This is a genomic window from Paenibacillus sp. FSL A5-0031 (assembly GCF_001956295.1).
In the GTDB taxonomy this organism is placed as follows: Bacteria; Bacillota; Bacilli; order Paenibacillales; family Paenibacillaceae; genus Pristimantibacillus.
On the sequence record NZ_MRTD01000009.1, the window covers coordinates 201,563 to 218,816 of the forward strand.

A 17,254-nucleotide genomic window follows, 5' to 3' on the forward strand; every position below is an offset into this window, starting at 1 on the left:
TATAAGTTTGATATTTATAGAAGGCTTATATTTCTCCGTCAAAGCTGCTTCAGCTTCCAAAGGACGCCGAAGGCGTTTTAGCTTGAGTCGCTTAGTTTTCTAAGAGCGTTTCATACGGCGGGAATTCAGCCAAAGCGGGATACGGAACACTAAGTTGATCAGCAGGACAACGAATATGAGCACGGCTGCCGCTTTTTGAGCAATCTCCTGAGCGTCGCCAACGATGGCTTCGGATTGTACATACCACAGATGAACGGCAAGTGTAGCACCTGGCGAGAAGAGACTGAAATCCCACATTTCACCGGATGTCGTAACTCCAGCAGTTAGGATGATTACGGCGCTTTCGCCGAATGCGCGACCAGCAACTAGGCAGATCCCTGTAATGATACCGTTAAGCGCAGCCGGAATAAGTGCACGAGTAATAGTCTGCAAGTGCGTGCCGCCAAGTGCAAAGGAAGCGCTCTTCAGCTCTTTCGGTACAGCGCGAATGGACTCCTCTGTTACGCGGGTTAGTACAGGCAAGTTAAGAAAAGCTAGACTGACTGCACCGCCAAGGATGGTCAAGCCAATCTCGAAATATTCAACGAATAGAGCGATACCGAATAAGCCGAAAATGATAGACGGCACGGAAGCGAGTCCTTCCACGCAAATGCGTACGAAGCCGATTAGCTTATTGTCAGGCGCAAATTCGGCCAAATAAATGCCAGCTGCCATTCCGAGCGGAATAGAGATGAGCAAAGAGATAAATAAGATGTAGAAGGAGTTAAGAAGAGTAGGGCCGATACCGCCGCCTTCTTCAATTTCGCTCGGCAAGCCGAATATGAAATCCCATGTTATTTTTGGAAGACCGTCCTGCAGAATTAGAAAAAGAAGGCCAAATATAAAAGCGATGATTAAAATGCCTAACGACCAAACAACACCTGTAAACAGACGGTCTTTAAAGCGGTTAAGTCCTTTTTTGCTGCTAAAGGGGTTTGCTAATGGGTTCATATCTAAAGCTTGTTTCATACTTGCGACCCCTTTCTTTGAAGCCAGCGAATGGCAACGATCATAAGCAGCGAAATAACGAGGAGCAAGAAGCCCATTAAGTAGAGCGCATAGTTCCAAGTGGAATCAAAAGGAACATTCGAAATTTGCATAACGATGTTGCTCGTAAGAACGGAGGTAGGCTTGAGCAAGCTGTCTGCCAGTTGAGGCGTATTGCCAATAACCATAACGACAGCCATCGTCTCGCCGACAGCACGCGCCATACCGAGAATGACGGCATACATGATTCCGCTTTTGGCCGAAGGAAGCAATACTCTCCATACGGTTTGGAAACGAGTAGCGCCTAACGCATAGGAAGCGTCGCTGAATTTAGCTGGTACAGCGCTAATCGCGTCATCACTTATACGGCTTACAGTAGGTAGAACCATAATTGTAAGCACAAGCGCTGCCGCAAGCAGGCCGTCGCCCATTCCGCTTCCGGTAACATTTCGAATCAGAGGAATAAGCACGGTCAACCCCAAATAGCCATAAACGACGGACGGAATTCCGACGAGCAGGTCAAGAACCGGACGCAGCATGTTTTTAAGCCACGGCGGTACAAAGACAGACAGAAATACTGCAATGATTAAGGAAATAGGGACGCAGATTAATAGCGTCAAAGCGGTTAGGGCAAAGGTGCCGAATATGAAAATAAGCGCGCCGTATTGCTCATTTTCGGGATTCCATTCCGTGGAAAAGAAAAAATCTGCTAGTGAGATGTTGCCGAATGTCAAAACGCCGGTACGGAACATAAGCAGCAAAATGAGTAAGAGGATGAGGCAAACAAAACCGGCTGCTGCTATGCACAAGTAACGAAACATACGATTCGTGAAAAACAAGCGCGATCTCCGGTCAAACGGCTTGCTGCTGCCAGTCAAGATCGCGCTGCCGAGCTCAGAAGAGAGACGCGGCTGCCTTGCAGCATGAGTGGACTCCAACATAAATTATAGGCTCCTCTGTGCGAAACCCGCCCTAGCTGTTTCTGGAGCAGCTAAGCTGTTTCGCAATAAAATATAAATGGGGATAACGATTCATGCGGTTAAAGAAAAGAACGATCGACTTAAGCGCTCTTGTGCGCAAGCCGACCGCTCCTCTTGTTTTTAACTATTTAATAGCTGAGATCGGAATGAATTTAAGCTTTTTAAGCGAACCATTTTGGAATTTTGTGCTTTGTACGTATTTAATAAATTCCTTTGTAGCGCCAGTTGGCTCGCCTTTTGTCATATAGTAGCCATAGCCCCATACATTGTATTTCCCGTTAATAACGTTAGCTTCAGTTGGTTCGATGTTGTTGATTTTTACAGCAGTCATTTTGTCTGTTACATAAGCAAGGTCCATGTAACCAATAGCGTTTGGTGTTGTTTCAATTGCGGACTTCATGTCGCCGCTTGTTTTTACTTCTTTGTAGTTGTCGCCTTTGCTCATGAAATCTGTTCCATCAAGTGCTTTGTCTTGGAAGTTAACACGAGTACCGGAACCGAAAGTACGGTTTACAACGATGATATCAGCATCCTTGCCGCCAACTTCTTTCCAGTTTTTGATTTTACCGGAGAAGATGCCTTGCAAGTCTTTAGTCGTTAGGTTTGTTGCAGTTACGTTTTTGTTAACAACAGCTGCGAAAGGAATGATAGCTACTTTATGTGCAACTTGGCCTTCGAATTTTTTGAAGCCTGGAACATCTTTGGATGCATCCCAGTCAACTGCTCCGATGTCTGCGATGCCTTTGCGTACAGCTTGCGGTCCAGTAATCGATCCAGCTGCGGAAGCTGAGATTTTTACTTTTGGATTCAATTTTTTGAACTCGCTTGATGCTTGAAGTGTCAACGGCAGAAGAGCAGAGGAGCCGTTGATGACAATTTTGCCGCTAAGCTTGCTAGCTGCGGTAGCCGTAGGTGTTGATGCAGGAACGGAACTGAAGCCGATAACAGCGATAAGCGCTGCGATTGTTAATTGTTTAAACCATTTCATTAGGAATGACCTCCATTAATTAGTTTGTGATGTTTTTCCATTTGCCTTGAACGGATACTGCCAATTGACCATCAATAAGTGCTGCGAAATCGGAGCTGTCCGATACGACTAATTCTGTTGCGCTGTCCGATACGGTTTGCACAAGTTTGTTCGTACCTGTAGCACTGTCAATCTCGTAGATTGCGTTAGTGCTGTTTCCGTCAGCTGTAAGCAGATAGAGCTTGCTTCCGCCTTGAACTAATTGGTAAACGTCTTTGTCAGCGAAGAGAGGCGTGCTTGCTTTGCCTGTATTGTCCACCGTTACGAGCTGACCAACGCTTGCTTCGTCTGAACTTACGCTAACATAGCTTACTTTGGAGCCGTCTGCTGCCAGCTTAAGGAAAACTTTATCCGTAGCTTCTTTTGTAAGCTGTACAGGTTTATTATCGCCAACTGTAGAATTATAGAAGTAGATTTGCGGCTCAGTTCCTGTTGCATCAATAGCAACATCATCAAGCTCAACATCTTTGCTGCTATCTGCCGTTACTTTCGGCTGCTTGAAGACGTAGAAAGCGAATTTAGTGCCGTCTGCAGATACTTCAAGGTTTGCCTTGTAATCTACTTTATCTTCCAATACTTTGGATACTTTACCATCAGCTATAGCAAGCTTAGCGATGACAGAGCTTTTGTCGCCTTGTAAGAAGAAGATGGAAGAACCGTCTTTCGACCATTGAAGCTCATTTTTGATCGAGTTGTCCGTACTTACTTGTTTCGCTTGTTTTGTGCTCAGATCGATTGTGAATACCGCACCGTTTGCATCGGAGTAAGCTACACTTTTGCCATCAGGAGACAAAATAAGATCGGAAGTGTCAGAGGATGCTAGAAGCAGCTCATATTTTCCAGTAACAGCATCAACTAAGAAATCTTCGCGGCCTTCGCCAGCCGTGTTCGATACGATAAGCTGTTTGGAGTTAACCCAGATTGCATGCTCAGCGCTATCAAGCAATTGAACCGTATGTATGTTGTTGTCTTCGTAAGTGCCGCCAAGTGCCTCAACGAATGCAGTAGGCTCGATGAAAGTGGAGTAAGCCACTTCAATAGCTGGATGCTGAAGTGCAGTTGCAACACCGTTTATGTTCATTGTTTTTGCAGCGATTTTTAGCTTTAGCGTTTTGTCGCCAAACTTTACAACTACCGTATGATCGCTGTTGATGTGAAGAGTCGCGCCGATCGCGTTTGTCATGTCCCGTACAGATGCGAGTGTAACGCCGCCGTCTACAACGGTACGAACGGTTACTGGATTAGCATTTACTAGAAAGCTTGCTGTGCTAATTTGAGCAGCTTGCTTTACTGAAGCGGTTTGTGCGAATACCGGAGTAACTGCTGAAGCGCTAATTGCTGCTGCGATCATCGAGATTGCCATTGCTTTTTTCATTTGCATGGAATTGGGTCACCTTTCTCAAATGGGTATTTTTTTTATTAATACAATCCAAGGCATACTCGGTCAGTATATACGGTTGGCTTGATCCCTCCCAGGCAGCGCTAGATCAATACATTTTGTAACGAATCGTTTATTTCTACCTGATCATAACAATCAATTATCATCCCAATATTTAGAAATTATATCGAATTTGTAAAGATAGGCAAATTACCACCTAAATCCAATTCTCCTTCTTTTAAGAAGGAAATAGTAGAAATTTACCCCACTATAAGAAGAAAGTGCACCATGGTCTTTTTTGAACGAGGTTTATAATGGGGGTATGCTCGCAAATCTATTCATTTATAGGAGGACCAATCAATGAACATTTCAATCGGAGGTTATTCATTCAACAACACGTATTTAGAAGGAAAAATGGATATTTTCGGATATTTGGAAACGGTAAAATTCCGGTATCGGATGGATGTGGTCGATTTGTGGAATGGCTTTTTTATAGATCGCAGCAGCAAGCCTATTATGAAGCTGGCCGAGGAAAGCTATATTCGCAAAATACGTGAGGCGCTCGATGAAAAAGAAATGCGGGTCGTTAATTTTGCGATCGACGGTGCTCATTTGTGGGACCCAGACAAGGAAATGAGACAGCATTTGTATGATAATGCTCTCCTTCATTTGAAAGCTTCCGTTATTTTAGGTGCGGAAACCGTCCGTATTGATACGGGAGGCAGCTACGAGGACTGGGAAGCAATGAGCGACGAGCAATTTGAATATACGGTAAAAAGATACCAGGAGTTTTCTGAGTATGCGGCTGACCATGGCTTTCTAATTGGACCAGAGAACCATATGGGAGCGTCATTAAATCCGAATGAGATGAAGCGTCTCGCAGAGGCAGTTGATCATCCAGCCTTTGGTTTTCTTGTTCATTTAGGCCGGTGGAAGGAGAATCAAGCAGAAGGAGACAGCATCGTTGCACCTTGGGCGTACCATACCCATTTTGACGAAGAAACTGCTGACGGTACTCATGCTTTGGAGACGATCCATATGCTGCAAGAATCAGGATACAAGGGATATTGGGGAGTAGAATATAATGCGCCAAAAAATCAATACGTAGAAACGGAGCTGCTTATTACGAAGGTGAAGAAGCTTCTGATCGAGGCAGATCAACAATCAGGCAGAGGGGCTCAGCACTATGAATAAAATACGAATTGGCATTATAGGCGTAGGACAAATTGGAAAAATGCATATCGAAAAATATAAAAATATCGCTGGCGCTGAGCTTGTTGCTGTATGCGACTTAAATGAAGCAGAAGCTAAACGAGTTGCCGAGCATTATGATATCCCTCATGCCTACTCTGATTTTAGAGAGCTGCTGAAGCGTGATGACTTGGACGCGGTCGACGTGTGCCTGCACAACAATTTCCATGCACCGGTAACGATCGCAGCGCTGCAGGCGGGCCTGCATGTCTATTGTGAGAAGCCGATTGCAGGAACCTATTCAGATGGCAAGGCTATGGTCGATGCTGCGAAGTTATGTGGAAAACAATTGCATGTGCAGCTCTACACGTTATATGGTAAAGATACGAAAGCTGCCAAAACATTAATTGATGGCGGAATGCTGGGCAAGCTGTACCATGCCCGCTCGTCAGGCTTTCGCCGAAGAAATCGACCGTTTGTTGATGGTTATGGCACGCCTTATTTTACGCGCAAGGAAACAGCGGCAGGCGGCGCGCTGCTCGACATGGGCGTCTATCACATTGCACAGCTGCTCTATTTATTAGGCAACCCGCAGGTTGAAAGAATTTCAGGGAAAGTTTATCAAGAGACGGATATGCTGCAAGAGAGAAGGGAACAAAGCGGCTTTGATGTAGAGGAGCTGGCTACAGGCTTGATTCGGTTCAACGGTGGTTTGACGCTTGATATCGTAGAGGCGTGGGCTGTTCATCTTGGCGGCTTCGAGGGCAGCAGTATCGCCGGTTCCAAGGGTGGCGTACGCTTGCCGAACGAGCAGACAGGACCGGGGGCTCAGTCCTTCAGCTTCCATAACACGGTTTGTGATATGGATATGGACAGTACGCTGGACCTTGATATGATGGACCTGCGCAGGAATCGCTTATATGAGAATGAGGATGCCTACAGCTCATCTCAGCATCACTGGATCGCAGCTCTGCAAGGCAGAGTGCCACTACTGCCAACAGCGGAAATCGCGCTGAATACGATGCTCATTAGCGAAGGCATTTATATGTCAGAGGAGCTTGGACGTGAGGTTAGCGCGGACGAAGTTATTGTACGCGCACGTACTTCTGCTGTAGAGCTTTAAAGCTAAGCTAAAGAGCAAGACGAGGGACTTGGATATGAATCAGAATCAGAATCGTACTTTTCATTTAATTAAAGCGTTTAACTTTTTTGTATATGGCGCGATTGCCGTATACAGTACGTTTTTTGTTGTTTATTTGCAATCCATTGGCATGTCTACGCTTGAGATTGGTGCGTTAATGGCCGGCGGCCCGATTGTTTCGATCATCGCGAACCCGCTATGGGGTTATTTGAGCGATCGATTCCGCAATGTCAGGCTAATTCTGATCGTGATGCTTATTGGCAGCATGCTTGTCATGCAGCTCGTCTTTTTATATCAATCGTATACGATCATTTATGCCTGTATGCTGTTCTTTTTCTTTTTTCAAATGCCTTTATTTTCACAGAGCAACAGTCTCATTCTTAACAGCATTGAAGGAACGAACCATAAATTCGGCGCTTTTCGCTTGTTCGGCTCGCTCGGCTGGGCGTTTATCGCTTTGGTGGCTGGACCTGTGATCGGGCAAATTGGCATTGATCGTCTCTGGATTATTTATTCGGTCATGATGCTTATCTCGCTTGCTTTTGCGTTTACGCTGCCAAAGGGCGAGGCGAAGGGTGCAGCCCCTGCCGGCAAAGTGAATTACCGTTCGATGTTCGTAAACCGTTCCTTCTTGTTGTTCTTAATCATAGGTTTAGTGATCTCCATTCCTAACTCTATGAATACGACATTTATCCCGCTGTATATTAAGGAATTGGGCGGAGAGGCTTCCTTAATCGGTTGGTCTGCCTTCTGGTCATCCATATTTGAAATTCCAGTCTTTTTGCTGCTTGATCGGTATTTGAAAAAAAATACAAAAACGATGGTATTATGCCTCGTTGTCATCAGCATCCTGTTCGCCTTGCGCTGGTTTCTGATGTCAAACGCAGACACTGCTCAGCAAATTATTTATATCCAAGTGCTGCACTGCTTAACATTTGGCGGCTACTATTATATTGGCACGCAGCTGGCCGTTCAGCTTGTGCCTGCTGAATTTAGAGCATCGGGACAAGCGCTTTATGCCCTGACTTGGGGAGGCTTGTCAGGCATTGCGGCGGGGTTTCTCGGAGGCTGGGTGTTTGAGCAAATGGGTCCGCAGGCGATGTATCAATTATGCAGCGTCATGGCTGCGCTCGGGATTGTTGGCTTCTTCTTGTTGTTTGCGCGGCTGCGCAGAGAAGTGGGCACGAGCAGCAAAATAAGCTCTCATGCTGGATAACTGCAACCTTTCTTGTCTTATGGTCGTTCGAATAAGAGAATGGACATCATGTTATAGGAGAGGTGAACGACCATGAGGAAACGACGGAGTTTAGCCATAACAGCAGTCGCGGTCATGCTTTCTACATCTATTGCAGCACAAGCCTTCGCGGCGGCTCCATTTGGCGATATCGCAAATATAGGCAGCAAAGCAAAGATTGAAGCTTTGCAGCAGCAAGGAATTATTAAAGGAGTGAGCGATACGGCATTTCATCCAGAGGATAATTTGACGGCAGCACAAGGCATTTCTTTGATCGTGAGAACGACGCAAATTAGCCTAGCCGCTATTGATTTTTCTAGTGCGCCTACCGCTGATGGTTTCTATACAAAGGTGAAAAACGATGCGTGGTACGCGGAGGATTTTATCATTGCACACTACAACGGTTTGGACATCCCGGCTGATATTGATCCGCAAGCGCCACTTACGAAAGAGCAGTTCACGCATTATCTTGTTCAAGCATTGGAGCTTACCGGTCAATATCCGACGATCAAAATGTTTATTAATATCCAGGACGAAAAGGATATTACGACGGCGTATCAAGGAACCATTCAGCGTTCACTGCTATACAAGATTGCATCTCTAGATGAGAAGGGCAACTTTGATCCAGCGCATGTTTTAACCCGTGCTGAAGCGGCAGGAATGCTGTATGATACACAAAGCTTTATTGAAGCGCATAAGGAAAAGGCGGAACCCGAGCAGGGAGCAGCTGAATAAAAAATGAAATAGGGAAAGGCAGTTAATGGAGGGTTATTTTAGCCTCCTTAACTGCCTTTTTATTTTTAAATTATTTTTCCTAGCAACGCGATAATTCCAAGCGGAGTAATGAGGTATAAAAGGGTAAACTTTATTTATATCACATTTTATCTTGAAAAATCAATAAAAAATGTAAAAAAACCTTGAAATTAATTCAAGGCTGTAGTATCTTCTGTATAGGAAACTTTTGGGAGGTGAATGGTAATGGAAAAGATGGCAATGCAAATGATGATGAACATGTGCATGGATGAAATGATGTGCAAGATGAAATCCATGAAGATGATGATGGACATGATGATGGAAATGAAAATGATGGACAACATGGATATGAACATGATGATGATGAAGATGCAGGAATGTGACGAAATGTCCACGATGATGATGCAAATGATGCGTGACATGGAGCAAGTATCGATGTAATCATCTATGAATCTGACCATTCATAGCGGTTAGTATAATCGGCAGAGCTGTTCGCGGCATGCCGTCGTATATCGTTTTTTCCTACATAGCTAAGCAGAGCAGCCAACTGCATGCAGGCTTTTTTTTATTTCTAGACCTTCACCATTGCGCCTCGAACCTTCGCCTTATAACGCATAGTGGGCTTTCAGCTTGCTGGCAATCATAACCCGTTGAAGCTTAAACTCCCAAACCTTTTCTCTTAGCTGAATCTGCTGCTCCGAATTATGTGCATTCCGAAGCTGCTCGTAAATATCAAGCATTTTACGATTGATTTGATCGAAGCGAAGCCATAGATCGACACGAATGCCATGCTCGATTTCAAGGCGGATATGGTTATCTTTGGCGCGCAGGTTTTGAAGGATTTGTTGCTGCCACTCTGCATCTCCGATCATTACAGCAAAGTTATAAAGATCTAAATAATCATCAACCCATTTTGCTGCAATTTGTTTCTCGGAATAAGTCATGCTGGTCAGCTCCAATCTCCGTTTTATTTATATACCTAGTATTATACTAGGAATTAAAGGAATTGCAAGCAATTTGTAATTATTGTGTTTTTGTCCCATTCAGTTCGAAATGGGATTTACGTTTAAATGCTGCAAAAACAGCGAAGCCATTATTTTTATATACGCAGTCGGAATGAACAAAACCAGCCTCACTCAGCCATCTAAGCTGATCCTCTACAGTGGCATTAATGTCGACGCTTCGGCGCTGGATGGCCGCTTCGATTGCACCTGTGGTTAACCCGCTTTGCCGGATGGCTGTTGTCCATTGCGACATATAATATTGATCCCAATAAGCGGTTGTACCGGCTGCTTGATCAGCATTAACGAAGCTGCCGCCTTCTTTTAAAAGCTGATGAACGGTATGAAATAAGTCGCGTTTTGCTGGATGGGATAAGTGATGGATGGACAAGGAGGAGATGATGGCATCGTATTTTTCTGTGTAAGGGTAGCTTGAGTAATCAGCAGCTATATAGCTGACTGATGGGTCAGCTCCGAAGCGAGAATGCGCCTCCTTTAGCATTTCTTCGCTTAAGTCGATAAGAGTAAGAGAGGCATTCGGGTATTTGTTGCGAATCATAGATGAGAAAAGCCCTGTTCCGGCACCTAAGTCGAGTATACGCGGGGCATCGCTATCACAGTGAACCAAGTCGGTTGCTATGCTGTAAAAATCCTCAAAGCAGGGGATCAGTTGGCGGCGCTGACGATCATATTCAGGCGCGACAGCATCAAACTGTTTTCTCACATTTTCATTCACAATAATGCCTCCTCGAATATTGGGCTGCGTGCTGATTTGTCATTTTCACTTGAGTTAAACAGTATATTATAGATGATTGTTTCATAATGGAAATATATAATATAAATATACTTTATAGTTTTAAACTATGAATGAATCGATTTCAATCCGTTAAAAAATGGGTATTGCGTATCCGAGTTTTTGATGGTACGATTGGTAAAATTTTAAGATCACTGATGAACACATATGGCAAGTTAAATAGCTTTTACATTCGATGACGAGAAAGAGTACGTTATGGGCCTGATCGAACAGAGAGTTGGGGCAGCTGAAAACCAACGTTCGGGTACTAGCGGAAAGCCATCTCCGAGAAGCAGGCTGAACGAGAGTAAGCTCTGCCGCATTTCCAGCGTTAACGGGAACATGTATTGCTAGATACATGAGCAGAGTGTCGCGCTTTTGGCGTGAAACTAGGGTGGTAACACGGGTAGAGACTCGTCCCTTTATAGGGATGGGTCTCTTTTTTTGTTTTTTATCCATATTTTAGGAGGAAAAGTAATGGAGACATGGTCAATGAGTAAAATGATTTCACCAATGGTGCAGCAAATTCCGCCTTCGGGCATTCGTAAATTTTTTAGCTTGGCTGAAGGCAATAAGGATATTATTTCGCTTGGCGTTGGAGAGCCTGACTTCGTTACGCCTGAGCATGTAAGAGCGGCTTGCGTCCGTGCGCTAGAGCAGGGCAAAACCTCCTACACTTCAAATGCAGGGCTTATTGAGCTTAGAGAAGAAATCGCCAATTATTTATACAATGGGTTCCAAGTGAAATACGAACCATCGAATGAAGTGCTTGTTACCGTTGGAGGCAGTGAAGCCATTGATCTTGCGCTGCGGGCGTTAATAGCGCCAGAGGATGAAATTATTGTTCCTGTTCCTAGCTATATTGCCTATGCGCCGATCGCGCAGTTAAATGGCGGCAAGGTCATTGAGGTTGAAACGTTCGCTGAGGATCATTTCAAACTAACGGCAGAAGCCTTGAAAGCCGTCATTACTCCGCATTCGAAGGTGCTTATTTTAAACTATCCGAACAACCCGACAGGGGCTATCATGACCTATGAAGAGTGGCTTCCTGTTGCTAAGGTCGTGGAAGAAAATAATCTAATCGTTATATCCGATGAAATTTATGCAGAGCTGACCTACGATGCGAAACATGTAAGCTTCGCTTCACTGCCAGGCATGCGGGACAGAACGCTGCTTATAAGCGGCTTCTCCAAAGCTTTTGCAATGACAGGGTGGAGAATCGGTTATGCTTGCGGTCATCCGGAGCTTATTGCAGCGATGCTCAAAATTCATCAGTATACCGTCATGTGCGCACCAATTATTGGGCAGGTTGCGGCGATAGAATCACTTCGCAATGGATTAGATGAAAAGGATAGGATGATTGAGGCTTATGCGCAGCGCAGACGGATGTTTGTTAAGGGCCTAAGGGAAATTGGTCTACCCTGCCATGAGCCGCTGGGCGCGTTTTATGCTTTCCCTTCTATTGCGCATACGGGACTTACTTCCGATGCATTTGCGCAAAAGCTATTGTTTGATGCCAGTGTTGCTACAGTGCCTGGGCATGTGTTCGGCCTTGGAGGAGAGGGCTTCATTCGCTGCTCCTACGCATCCTCTGTATCAAGGCTTAACGAGGCGCTTGAGCGTATGGATCGCTGCTTGAGGACACCCGGTATGTCCGGGAAATAAAGAAGGGAGCCAGCATAGGCTCCCTCACAGCTCGAACGAGTGGATCAATCGCTTGGAAAATAAATACTAATCGAGGTGCCTTCATCAATCGCAGAGCGCACCTCGATTCGTCCTTGATGTGCTTCTACGATCATTTTGGCGATGCTCATGCCAAGGCCAGTACCGCTGCTTGATTCTTCCGTATTCGTTCCGCGGTAATATCTTTCGAACAGCTTGTTGACAGTGGCCTCGTCCATGCCTCTCCCGTTGTCGGAGACGCGAATGTAGGCATCATCATTCAGCATGCCGCAGGTTACCGTAACGGTTATGCCTGTAGGATTATGTTTCACGGCGTTCGAAAGCAGATTATCCATTAGCCGCTGCATCCACTTTGGATTGCCATATAGGCTGACAGGCAGCTCGTCTCCTTCATAAAGGAAGTCTACCTCGGCAAGCGTAGCATCGTTCACATATTTGAGTACTGAGCGTCTAACCAGCTCGCCGAGCTCAAATTCATGTCGATCCATATCGACGGTTCCATGCTTTATTTGATAAATATGCGAGAAGTCATTCATAAGCTCCAGCATATAGCTGCTTTTTTCACGAATCATTTTGCCCATGTCCCGAAGCTCTTCATCACTCCACTGCGCAGGGGAGCTTTCCAATATATAGCCGTAGCCTTGAATGGTAGAGAGCGGCGTGCGCAAATCATGCGAAATGCCAGTCATCCATTCCTCTCTCGTTTTCTCAAGCTGGCGCCGATCCTTCTCTGTTTGCGCCAGCCGCTCGGCCATTTGGTAGAAAGCCGCAATCACTTCCCGGTAAAGGCGGTAGCGAATTCGAAGCTTGCCGCTGCGGCGGAATACCTTTTTGCGATCCTTTGGCGTAAGCACCTCATCATACCGTCCATTGCCCATCCGCTCGAACCAACCAGCGAATAGGATGAGCGGCTGACCATATCGATAGCCATGCCAAATGGAGATAGCAAGGGAGAGTAAGAGCAGCGAGCCGCCTATCCAAATGAAGATACGTATGGCTTCCGATAGGATGGGCTGCTTCGTATACGTTATTTGTTCATTTGGCGTGTGCAAAATCCAAGTCATATCACTATTTTCAGGCTGATACACAAAGATGTTCGTATCATAATCACCAGGCTTTTGCTGCATAGTCAGCACTTCCAGCGGCTCATATACATCGATAGCTGAAGTCTGATCTCCAATCGTTTGAACACTTTTGCCTTCTTGGTCGACGATTAGCAAATAGCTGTTCGTTTTCCTTAGCTCAGTGAGCAGGTCATTCTTATATGCCTCATTTACTAGTCCATTCTGCTGGTATGCCATATACCATGCAGTCAGCTTCTCTTGCTGCGGATTTTTGTAGCCAAGAAGAAAGAGCAGCGGAGTAGAATACGTCAGATCGAGCTCGTTATCGACGGTATAGATACCGGATTTTTCGGATTGCTGGATGGCTAAAAGCTGCGTAATCGAATAAGAAGTCGGCTGCTCTATCGGCGAATGAACGGAATAAATAACCTGCCCTTTGGAGTCCACGACTTGCAGCCACATATCACGCTCTTCAATGAGCTCCTTCCAGTGCGTCGACATCTTAATCTCTTTTCTCGAATAGTCGGTTTCCGCGACAATGGAACTAAGCGCGCCGGCGGGAAAATTCCGTTTGAGATCCTCGTTCGTAATTTTATTAATAAGGACAAGAAACAGCACGATCATCGCAACGAATATGAGAATGGAATACACGACGAGCTGATATGTAAAATGAAAGGCCATCCGGCGTTGAACCTTCATAGGCTTACAGGCTCCTTAACTAATTTGTAGCCGAGACCACGAACGGTAAGCAAATGCGTCGGCATACTGGGATCATATTCAATCCTCTCACGAATTCGCCTGATGTGAACCATAACCGTGTTGTCGTCCCCTAATCCGTCAATGCCCCATACCGCTTCATAAAGCTGACCTTTCGAGAAGACGATGCCGGGGTTTTTGCAGAAATACAGCAGCAGCTGAAAAACCTGTGCAGGGCATGATACCGGCTGATTATCTACTAATAATTCCCCAGCTGCTTCATTTAACTGAAAACGGCCATAACGGTAGGTTAGATGAGGGGCAGAGGCAGCGGATATTGACGTAGCAAATGTGGAATGCGGTGGAGGTGACTCCGCCTCTTCCATGCGGCGTAGCCTTGCTTTAATGCGAGCTGCAATCTCCAATGGATTAAATGGTTTTGTGATATAGTCATCGCCGCCCATCGCAAATCCGGTCAGTATATCGAGATCGGATGCTTTGGCGGTTAAAAATAAGATATGCGGATTGCCCAGCAGTCTAATTTTTGAGCAAAGCTCAAATCCGCTGCCGTCGGGCAGCATCACATCCAGCAGCACGATATCGGCACCGTAGCGAGCGATCGTATCGAGAGCTTCTTGGCAGGTTCCTGCCGTATAGATATGCTGGAAGCCTTCCTTTTGGAGCACCAGCTGCAGCATTTTTACAATAGAAGGTTCGTCTTCCACTATGACAATTTTGTTCATGTTCATCACCCCGTTTTATGCTAGCACACAAACCTTAACATCTGTTGAACAAAATAGAAAAAAATTAAGCTGCTGTTATGATTCCGTTTGTTCGCTGTTCAATTGGAATCCTTATGATTGGGTAAGAGGTGATGGGAATGATAAATCAAAATGAAACGGGACAGCGAATTCGCGTTATTGATGCGATTAGAGGGTTCTGCTTGCTTGGCATACTGCTGGCGAACATGCTTATTTTTCAATATGGCATTTATGGGAAAGAGGAAATGCAGCTATTTCATCCTACTCCTACAGATGAAGTGACGCATCAAGTTCTCAAGGTAGCGGTGGAAGGCAGCTTTATGCCTATCTTTATGTTTTTATTCGGCTACAGCCTCTTTAAGCTGCGTGAAGGACTAATCGCCAAGGGGCTCAAGCCGACGAGGTATATGGTACGGCGCTTTTTTATGTTAATAGGACTTGGGCTTTTGCATAGCATGCTCCTTTGGGAGGGCGATATCCTATTGGCCTATGGAATAACTGGATTTTTCTTATTACTGTTTGTAAAAAGAAAGCCAAAAACGCTTATTATATGGGGAGTCATATTAAGCATATTAATGTCTGGACTCGGCTACGACTTGAAGGAGGATACGCCAAAAGAGAAAGCTCGCATGCATGATTACGTAGAAGAGTCTATTACCGTATATGGTGAAGGAACCTATCAGGAAATTATGAATTTTCGTCAAGAAGAAGACCCGCTAGACCTGCCTGTGGCCGTCATGGCAGTGCTTATGGCTTTGATGCCGATGCTGATGATGCCTATGTTTTTGTTCGGCATAGCGGCTGCCAATAAGCAGTGGTTTCATAATCCTAAGCGGGAGAGACGTAAATTTGCTTGGCTCAGCGGCATACTGCTGCCACTAGGTCTTCTATTGAAAGCGATAGCTGTATTAAAGCCGGATTGGGCATGGAGCAGCGTATTATTGTCGTTAGGCGGGCAATTGCTGGCCTTTGGGTATATTTTTGGTCTTGCGGTCGTCATGTCGTTTTTATCTAAACGATCCTATATCATCATGGCATTTGAATCGGTTGGACGAATGTCTATGACCAACTATTTAATGCAGACGGTGATTTGTACCACTATATTTTATGGATATGCGTTGGGCTGGTTTGGAGAAATCGGGGTGCTTAACGGCGTACTGCTTGGCATAGCCATTTATGCCGTTCAAGCCGTTGTGTCCAGCTTCATCCTGTTCTGGTTCAAAAATGGCCCATTTGAGCGACTGCTTCGCATTGCAACATATTGGTCGTTTAGCGGAAAAGCTCGGTTTTCGAAAAAAGCAGCAGATGCACAGGCTGCGGATCATACTTATTTTAGCGCTATGAACTGAATATCATGCGAGAGGGAGCTGCCTGCAGCGAATGTGAGCAGCTTTTGGCCCTCTTCCACTAAAGCATCATGATCAGCTGGGCTTAACTTCTCAAATGATTGAATAATGAGTGCAGCGGTTTCGTTGTTTTGTTCTATTTTCCACGTGCCGCGTACGAATCCGTCTATTAAAAACGTAGAGCGAATAATGCCGTTAATCGTGAACACGAGCGGTTTATACTTTTCATCCAAAATGCGGCTGCGGTCAGAGTAGGAGAGCAGCATATTATCGAACTCGGATAGAAAGCGCGGCGGAGCTATCGTGTCGCTGGGCGGCAAGGGAGCATCCGGCAAATCAAACAGCTCATTGCCCTTCTCATTGGAGAAGGTACGCAGGCTGGGACGCAGCTGTTCGATAGTCTCGCGGAGCTTGCTTAGCCCAGACCATACTTGCATATCCTTAATGGTTGCGGGGCCAAAGGCGCCAAGGTAACGCAGCAGCATCGTCTCGAGGGAAGGAGAGTTCGTAAGCGATTGTCCAAGCCAAGCTTCCGCAGATGTATGTGTTGCTTGACCACTAAGTCCCCATACACCGCGAGGCGGGATTTGGACGAGCGGGACGAGAGTTCGAATGGCAGCGCTAAGGGCAGATGGGTCAACATTAGGCCACTCTAACGCGAGTAGATTGCCGAGTTCGTTGAACGTGCGAGGCTGCTCCTCCACTAAAGCGCGACCTGCTTCACTGATAGCTTCGAGGTCTATGTTTTGCAGCATTTTTCCGTATGTACTAAACATGCCTTTTTCTAGAGCAGGTTGAAGCAAGGGTCGCAATTCCAAACCGTCACGCGCACTGACCAGATGAATCGTAGAGCGCATGAGAGCAATGCGCACGACCTGACGCTCCGTGATGAGCCTAGAGAGCTGCTCTTGTCGGAAGTTCTCAAGCCGTGTCCATAACGCAAAATAGGGCGGGTTAGGCGCTTGTGACTGAATGGCAACCAAATGCTGGATGGCCTCCAGCACGGATATATCGGATCTTCGCAGCAGCATTTGCCGCTCAAGCAAAGCTCTATTTAATTGGCGCGTTCCTAAAATAGGTGCTGCTGCATTCTTTGTTCGCTTATTAGATGAAGCCATGCAATGAATCCCCTCTCTATTTACGATTCGGTTATTTTTCATTGTTCACTTTAGTATACAAA

General features: G+C 45.6%; 16 protein-coding genes and 1 other annotated feature. Of the genes, 7 read left to right on the forward strand and 9 right to left on the reverse strand.

Annotated elements, in window-relative coordinates; all coding sequences use genetic code 11:
* Positions 1 to 99: 99 nt before the first annotated feature.
* From pstA to BK120_RS17635, 4 genes are all read right to left on the reverse strand, one after another.
* Positions 100 to 990, reverse strand: a complete 891-nt coding sequence (pstA, locus tag BK120_RS17620) for a phosphate ABC transporter permease PstA (RefSeq protein ID WP_076268891.1) — start codon at positions 988 to 990, stop codon at positions 100 to 102.
* A 14-nt stretch (positions 991 to 1,004) separates the two neighbouring features.
* Complete coding sequence (pstC, locus tag BK120_RS17625) at positions 1,005 to 1,967, reverse strand: phosphate ABC transporter permease subunit PstC (RefSeq protein ID WP_076268798.1); 963 nt, start codon at positions 1,965 to 1,967, stop codon at positions 1,005 to 1,007.
* Between the two features lie 163 nt (positions 1,968 to 2,130).
* Positions 2,131 to 2,994, reverse strand: a complete 864-nt coding sequence (locus BK120_RS17630) for a phosphate ABC transporter substrate-binding protein (RefSeq protein WP_076268799.1) — start codon at positions 2,992 to 2,994, stop codon at positions 2,131 to 2,133.
* A 19-nt stretch (positions 2,995 to 3,013) separates the two neighbouring features.
* Positions 3,014 to 4,414: a stalk domain-containing protein gene (locus tag BK120_RS17635; protein WP_076268800.1), complete on the reverse strand. Its 1,401-nt coding sequence runs from the start codon at positions 4,412 to 4,414 to the stop codon at positions 3,014 to 3,016.
* 357 nt (positions 4,415 to 4,771) lie between these two features.
* Between BK120_RS17635 and BK120_RS17640 the strand changes: the two genes are divergently transcribed.
* From BK120_RS17640 to BK120_RS17660, 5 genes are all read left to right on the forward strand, one after another.
* The gene (locus tag BK120_RS17640) at positions 4,772 to 5,605 is read left to right on the forward strand and encodes a sugar phosphate isomerase/epimerase family protein (RefSeq protein WP_076268801.1); all 834 of its coding nucleotides are present in this window, start codon (positions 4,772 to 4,774) and stop codon (positions 5,603 to 5,605) included.
* A complete protein-coding gene (locus BK120_RS17645) occupies positions 5,598 to 6,725 on the forward strand; it encodes a Gfo/Idh/MocA family protein (RefSeq protein ID WP_076268802.1) in 1,128 nt (375 codons plus the stop codon). The genes BK120_RS17640 and BK120_RS17645 overlap by 8 nt, the downstream gene beginning before the upstream one ends.
* Positions 6,726 to 6,759: 34 nt before the next feature.
* A complete protein-coding gene (locus BK120_RS17650) occupies positions 6,760 to 7,959 on the forward strand; it encodes an MFS transporter (protein ID WP_076268803.1) in 1,200 nt (399 codons plus the stop codon).
* Between the two features lie 72 nt (positions 7,960 to 8,031).
* Complete coding sequence (locus BK120_RS17655; RefSeq protein ID WP_076268804.1) at positions 8,032 to 8,712, forward strand: S-layer homology domain-containing protein; 681 nt, start codon at positions 8,032 to 8,034, stop codon at positions 8,710 to 8,712.
* A 243-nt stretch (positions 8,713 to 8,955) separates the two neighbouring features.
* The gene (locus BK120_RS17660) at positions 8,956 to 9,171 is read left to right on the forward strand and encodes a hypothetical protein (RefSeq protein WP_076268805.1); all 216 of its coding nucleotides are present in this window, start codon (positions 8,956 to 8,958) and stop codon (positions 9,169 to 9,171) included.
* 164 nt (positions 9,172 to 9,335) lie between these two features.
* On the opposite strand, the gene BK120_RS17665 is transcribed toward BK120_RS17660, so the two are convergent.
* Positions 9,336 to 9,674 (reverse strand): hypothetical protein, encoded by a 339-nt coding sequence (locus BK120_RS17665; RefSeq protein ID WP_076268806.1) that lies wholly within the window; start codon positions 9,672 to 9,674, stop codon positions 9,336 to 9,338.
* Positions 9,675 to 9,753: 79 nt separating this feature from the next.
* A complete protein-coding gene (locus tag BK120_RS17670; protein WP_076268807.1) occupies positions 9,754 to 10,467 on the reverse strand; it encodes a class I SAM-dependent methyltransferase in 714 nt (237 codons plus the stop codon).
* A 244-nt stretch (positions 10,468 to 10,711) separates the two neighbouring features.
* Positions 10,712 to 10,949, forward strand: a binding site (T-box leader).
* 52 nt (positions 10,950 to 11,001) lie between these two features.
* Between BK120_RS17670 and BK120_RS17675 the strand changes: the two genes are divergently transcribed.
* Entirely contained in the window at positions 11,002 to 12,189 is a 1,188-nt protein-coding gene (locus BK120_RS17675) for an aminotransferase class I/II-fold pyridoxal phosphate-dependent enzyme (RefSeq protein ID WP_076268808.1), read from the forward strand.
* A gap of 44 nt (positions 12,190 to 12,233) precedes the next feature.
* On the opposite strand, the gene BK120_RS17680 is transcribed toward BK120_RS17675, so the two are convergent.
* Entirely contained in the window at positions 12,234 to 13,970 is a 1,737-nt protein-coding gene (locus BK120_RS17680; protein WP_076268809.1) for a sensor histidine kinase, read from the reverse strand.
* Positions 13,967 to 14,716 carry a response regulator transcription factor gene (locus BK120_RS17685; protein ID WP_076268810.1) on the reverse strand — a complete coding sequence of 250 codons (750 nt, stop codon included), beginning with the start codon at positions 14,714 to 14,716 and terminating at the stop codon, positions 13,967 to 13,969. The genes BK120_RS17680 and BK120_RS17685 overlap by 4 nt, the downstream gene beginning before the upstream one ends.
* A gap of 131 nt (positions 14,717 to 14,847) precedes the next feature.
* On the opposite strand from BK120_RS17685, the gene BK120_RS17690 reads away from it, so the two are divergent.
* Positions 14,848 to 16,077: a DUF418 domain-containing protein gene (locus tag BK120_RS17690; RefSeq protein ID WP_076268811.1), complete on the forward strand. Its 1,230-nt coding sequence runs from the start codon at positions 14,848 to 14,850 to the stop codon at positions 16,075 to 16,077.
* On the opposite strand, the gene BK120_RS17695 is transcribed toward BK120_RS17690, so the two are convergent.
* Entirely contained in the window at positions 16,056 to 17,192 is a 1,137-nt protein-coding gene (locus tag BK120_RS17695) for a winged helix DNA-binding domain-containing protein (RefSeq protein ID WP_076268812.1), read from the reverse strand. The two genes, BK120_RS17690 and BK120_RS17695, sit on opposite strands and share 22 nt — an antisense overlap.
* Positions 17,193 to 17,254: the final 62 nt, after the last annotated feature.

What these genes read in the sequence shown, in the direction of transcription:
- BK120_RS17640 (WP_076268801.1), top strand. Translation starts at nt 4,772, where the DNA reads ATGAACATTTCAATCGGAGGTTATTCATTCAACAACACGTATTTAGAA.
- BK120_RS17645 (WP_076268802.1), top strand. Translation starts at nt 5,598, where the DNA reads ATGAATAAAATACGAATTGGCATTATAGGCGTAGGACAAATTGGAAAA.
- BK120_RS17685 (WP_076268810.1), bottom strand. Translation starts at nt 14,716, where the DNA reads ATGAACATGAACAAAATTGTCATAGTGGAAGACGAACCTTCTATTGTA.
- BK120_RS17675 (WP_076268808.1), top strand. Translation starts at nt 11,002, where the DNA reads ATGGAGACATGGTCAATGAGTAAAATGATTTCACCAATGGTGCAGCAA.
- BK120_RS17660 (WP_076268805.1), top strand. Translation starts at nt 8,956, where the DNA reads ATGGAAAAGATGGCAATGCAAATGATGATGAACATGTGCATGGATGAA.
- BK120_RS17655 (WP_076268804.1), top strand. Translation starts at nt 8,032, where the DNA reads ATGAGGAAACGACGGAGTTTAGCCATAACAGCAGTCGCGGTCATGCTT.
- BK120_RS17635 (WP_076268800.1), bottom strand. Translation starts at nt 4,414, where the DNA reads ATGCAAATGAAAAAAGCAATGGCAATCTCGATGATCGCAGCAGCAATT.
- BK120_RS17650 (WP_076268803.1), top strand. Translation starts at nt 6,760, where the DNA reads ATGAATCAGAATCAGAATCGTACTTTTCATTTAATTAAAGCGTTTAAC.
- pstC (WP_076268798.1), bottom strand. Translation starts at nt 1,967, where the DNA reads ATGTTGGAGTCCACTCATGCTGCAAGGCAGCCGCGTCTCTCTTCTGAG.
- BK120_RS17695 (WP_076268812.1), bottom strand. Translation starts at nt 17,192, where the DNA reads ATGGCTTCATCTAATAAGCGAACAAAGAATGCAGCAGCACCTATTTTA.
- BK120_RS17630 (WP_076268799.1), bottom strand. Translation starts at nt 2,994, where the DNA reads ATGAAATGGTTTAAACAATTAACAATCGCAGCGCTTATCGCTGTTATC.
- BK120_RS17680 (WP_076268809.1), bottom strand. Translation starts at nt 13,970, where the DNA reads ATGAAGGTTCAACGCCGGATGGCCTTTCATTTTACATATCAGCTCGTC.
- pstA (WP_076268891.1), bottom strand. Translation starts at nt 990, where the DNA reads ATGAACCCATTAGCAAACCCCTTTAGCAGCAAAAAAGGACTTAACCGC.
- BK120_RS17690 (WP_076268811.1), top strand. Translation starts at nt 14,848, where the DNA reads ATGATAAATCAAAATGAAACGGGACAGCGAATTCGCGTTATTGATGCG.
- BK120_RS17665 (WP_076268806.1), bottom strand. Translation starts at nt 9,674, where the DNA reads ATGACTTATTCCGAGAAACAAATTGCAGCAAAATGGGTTGATGATTAT.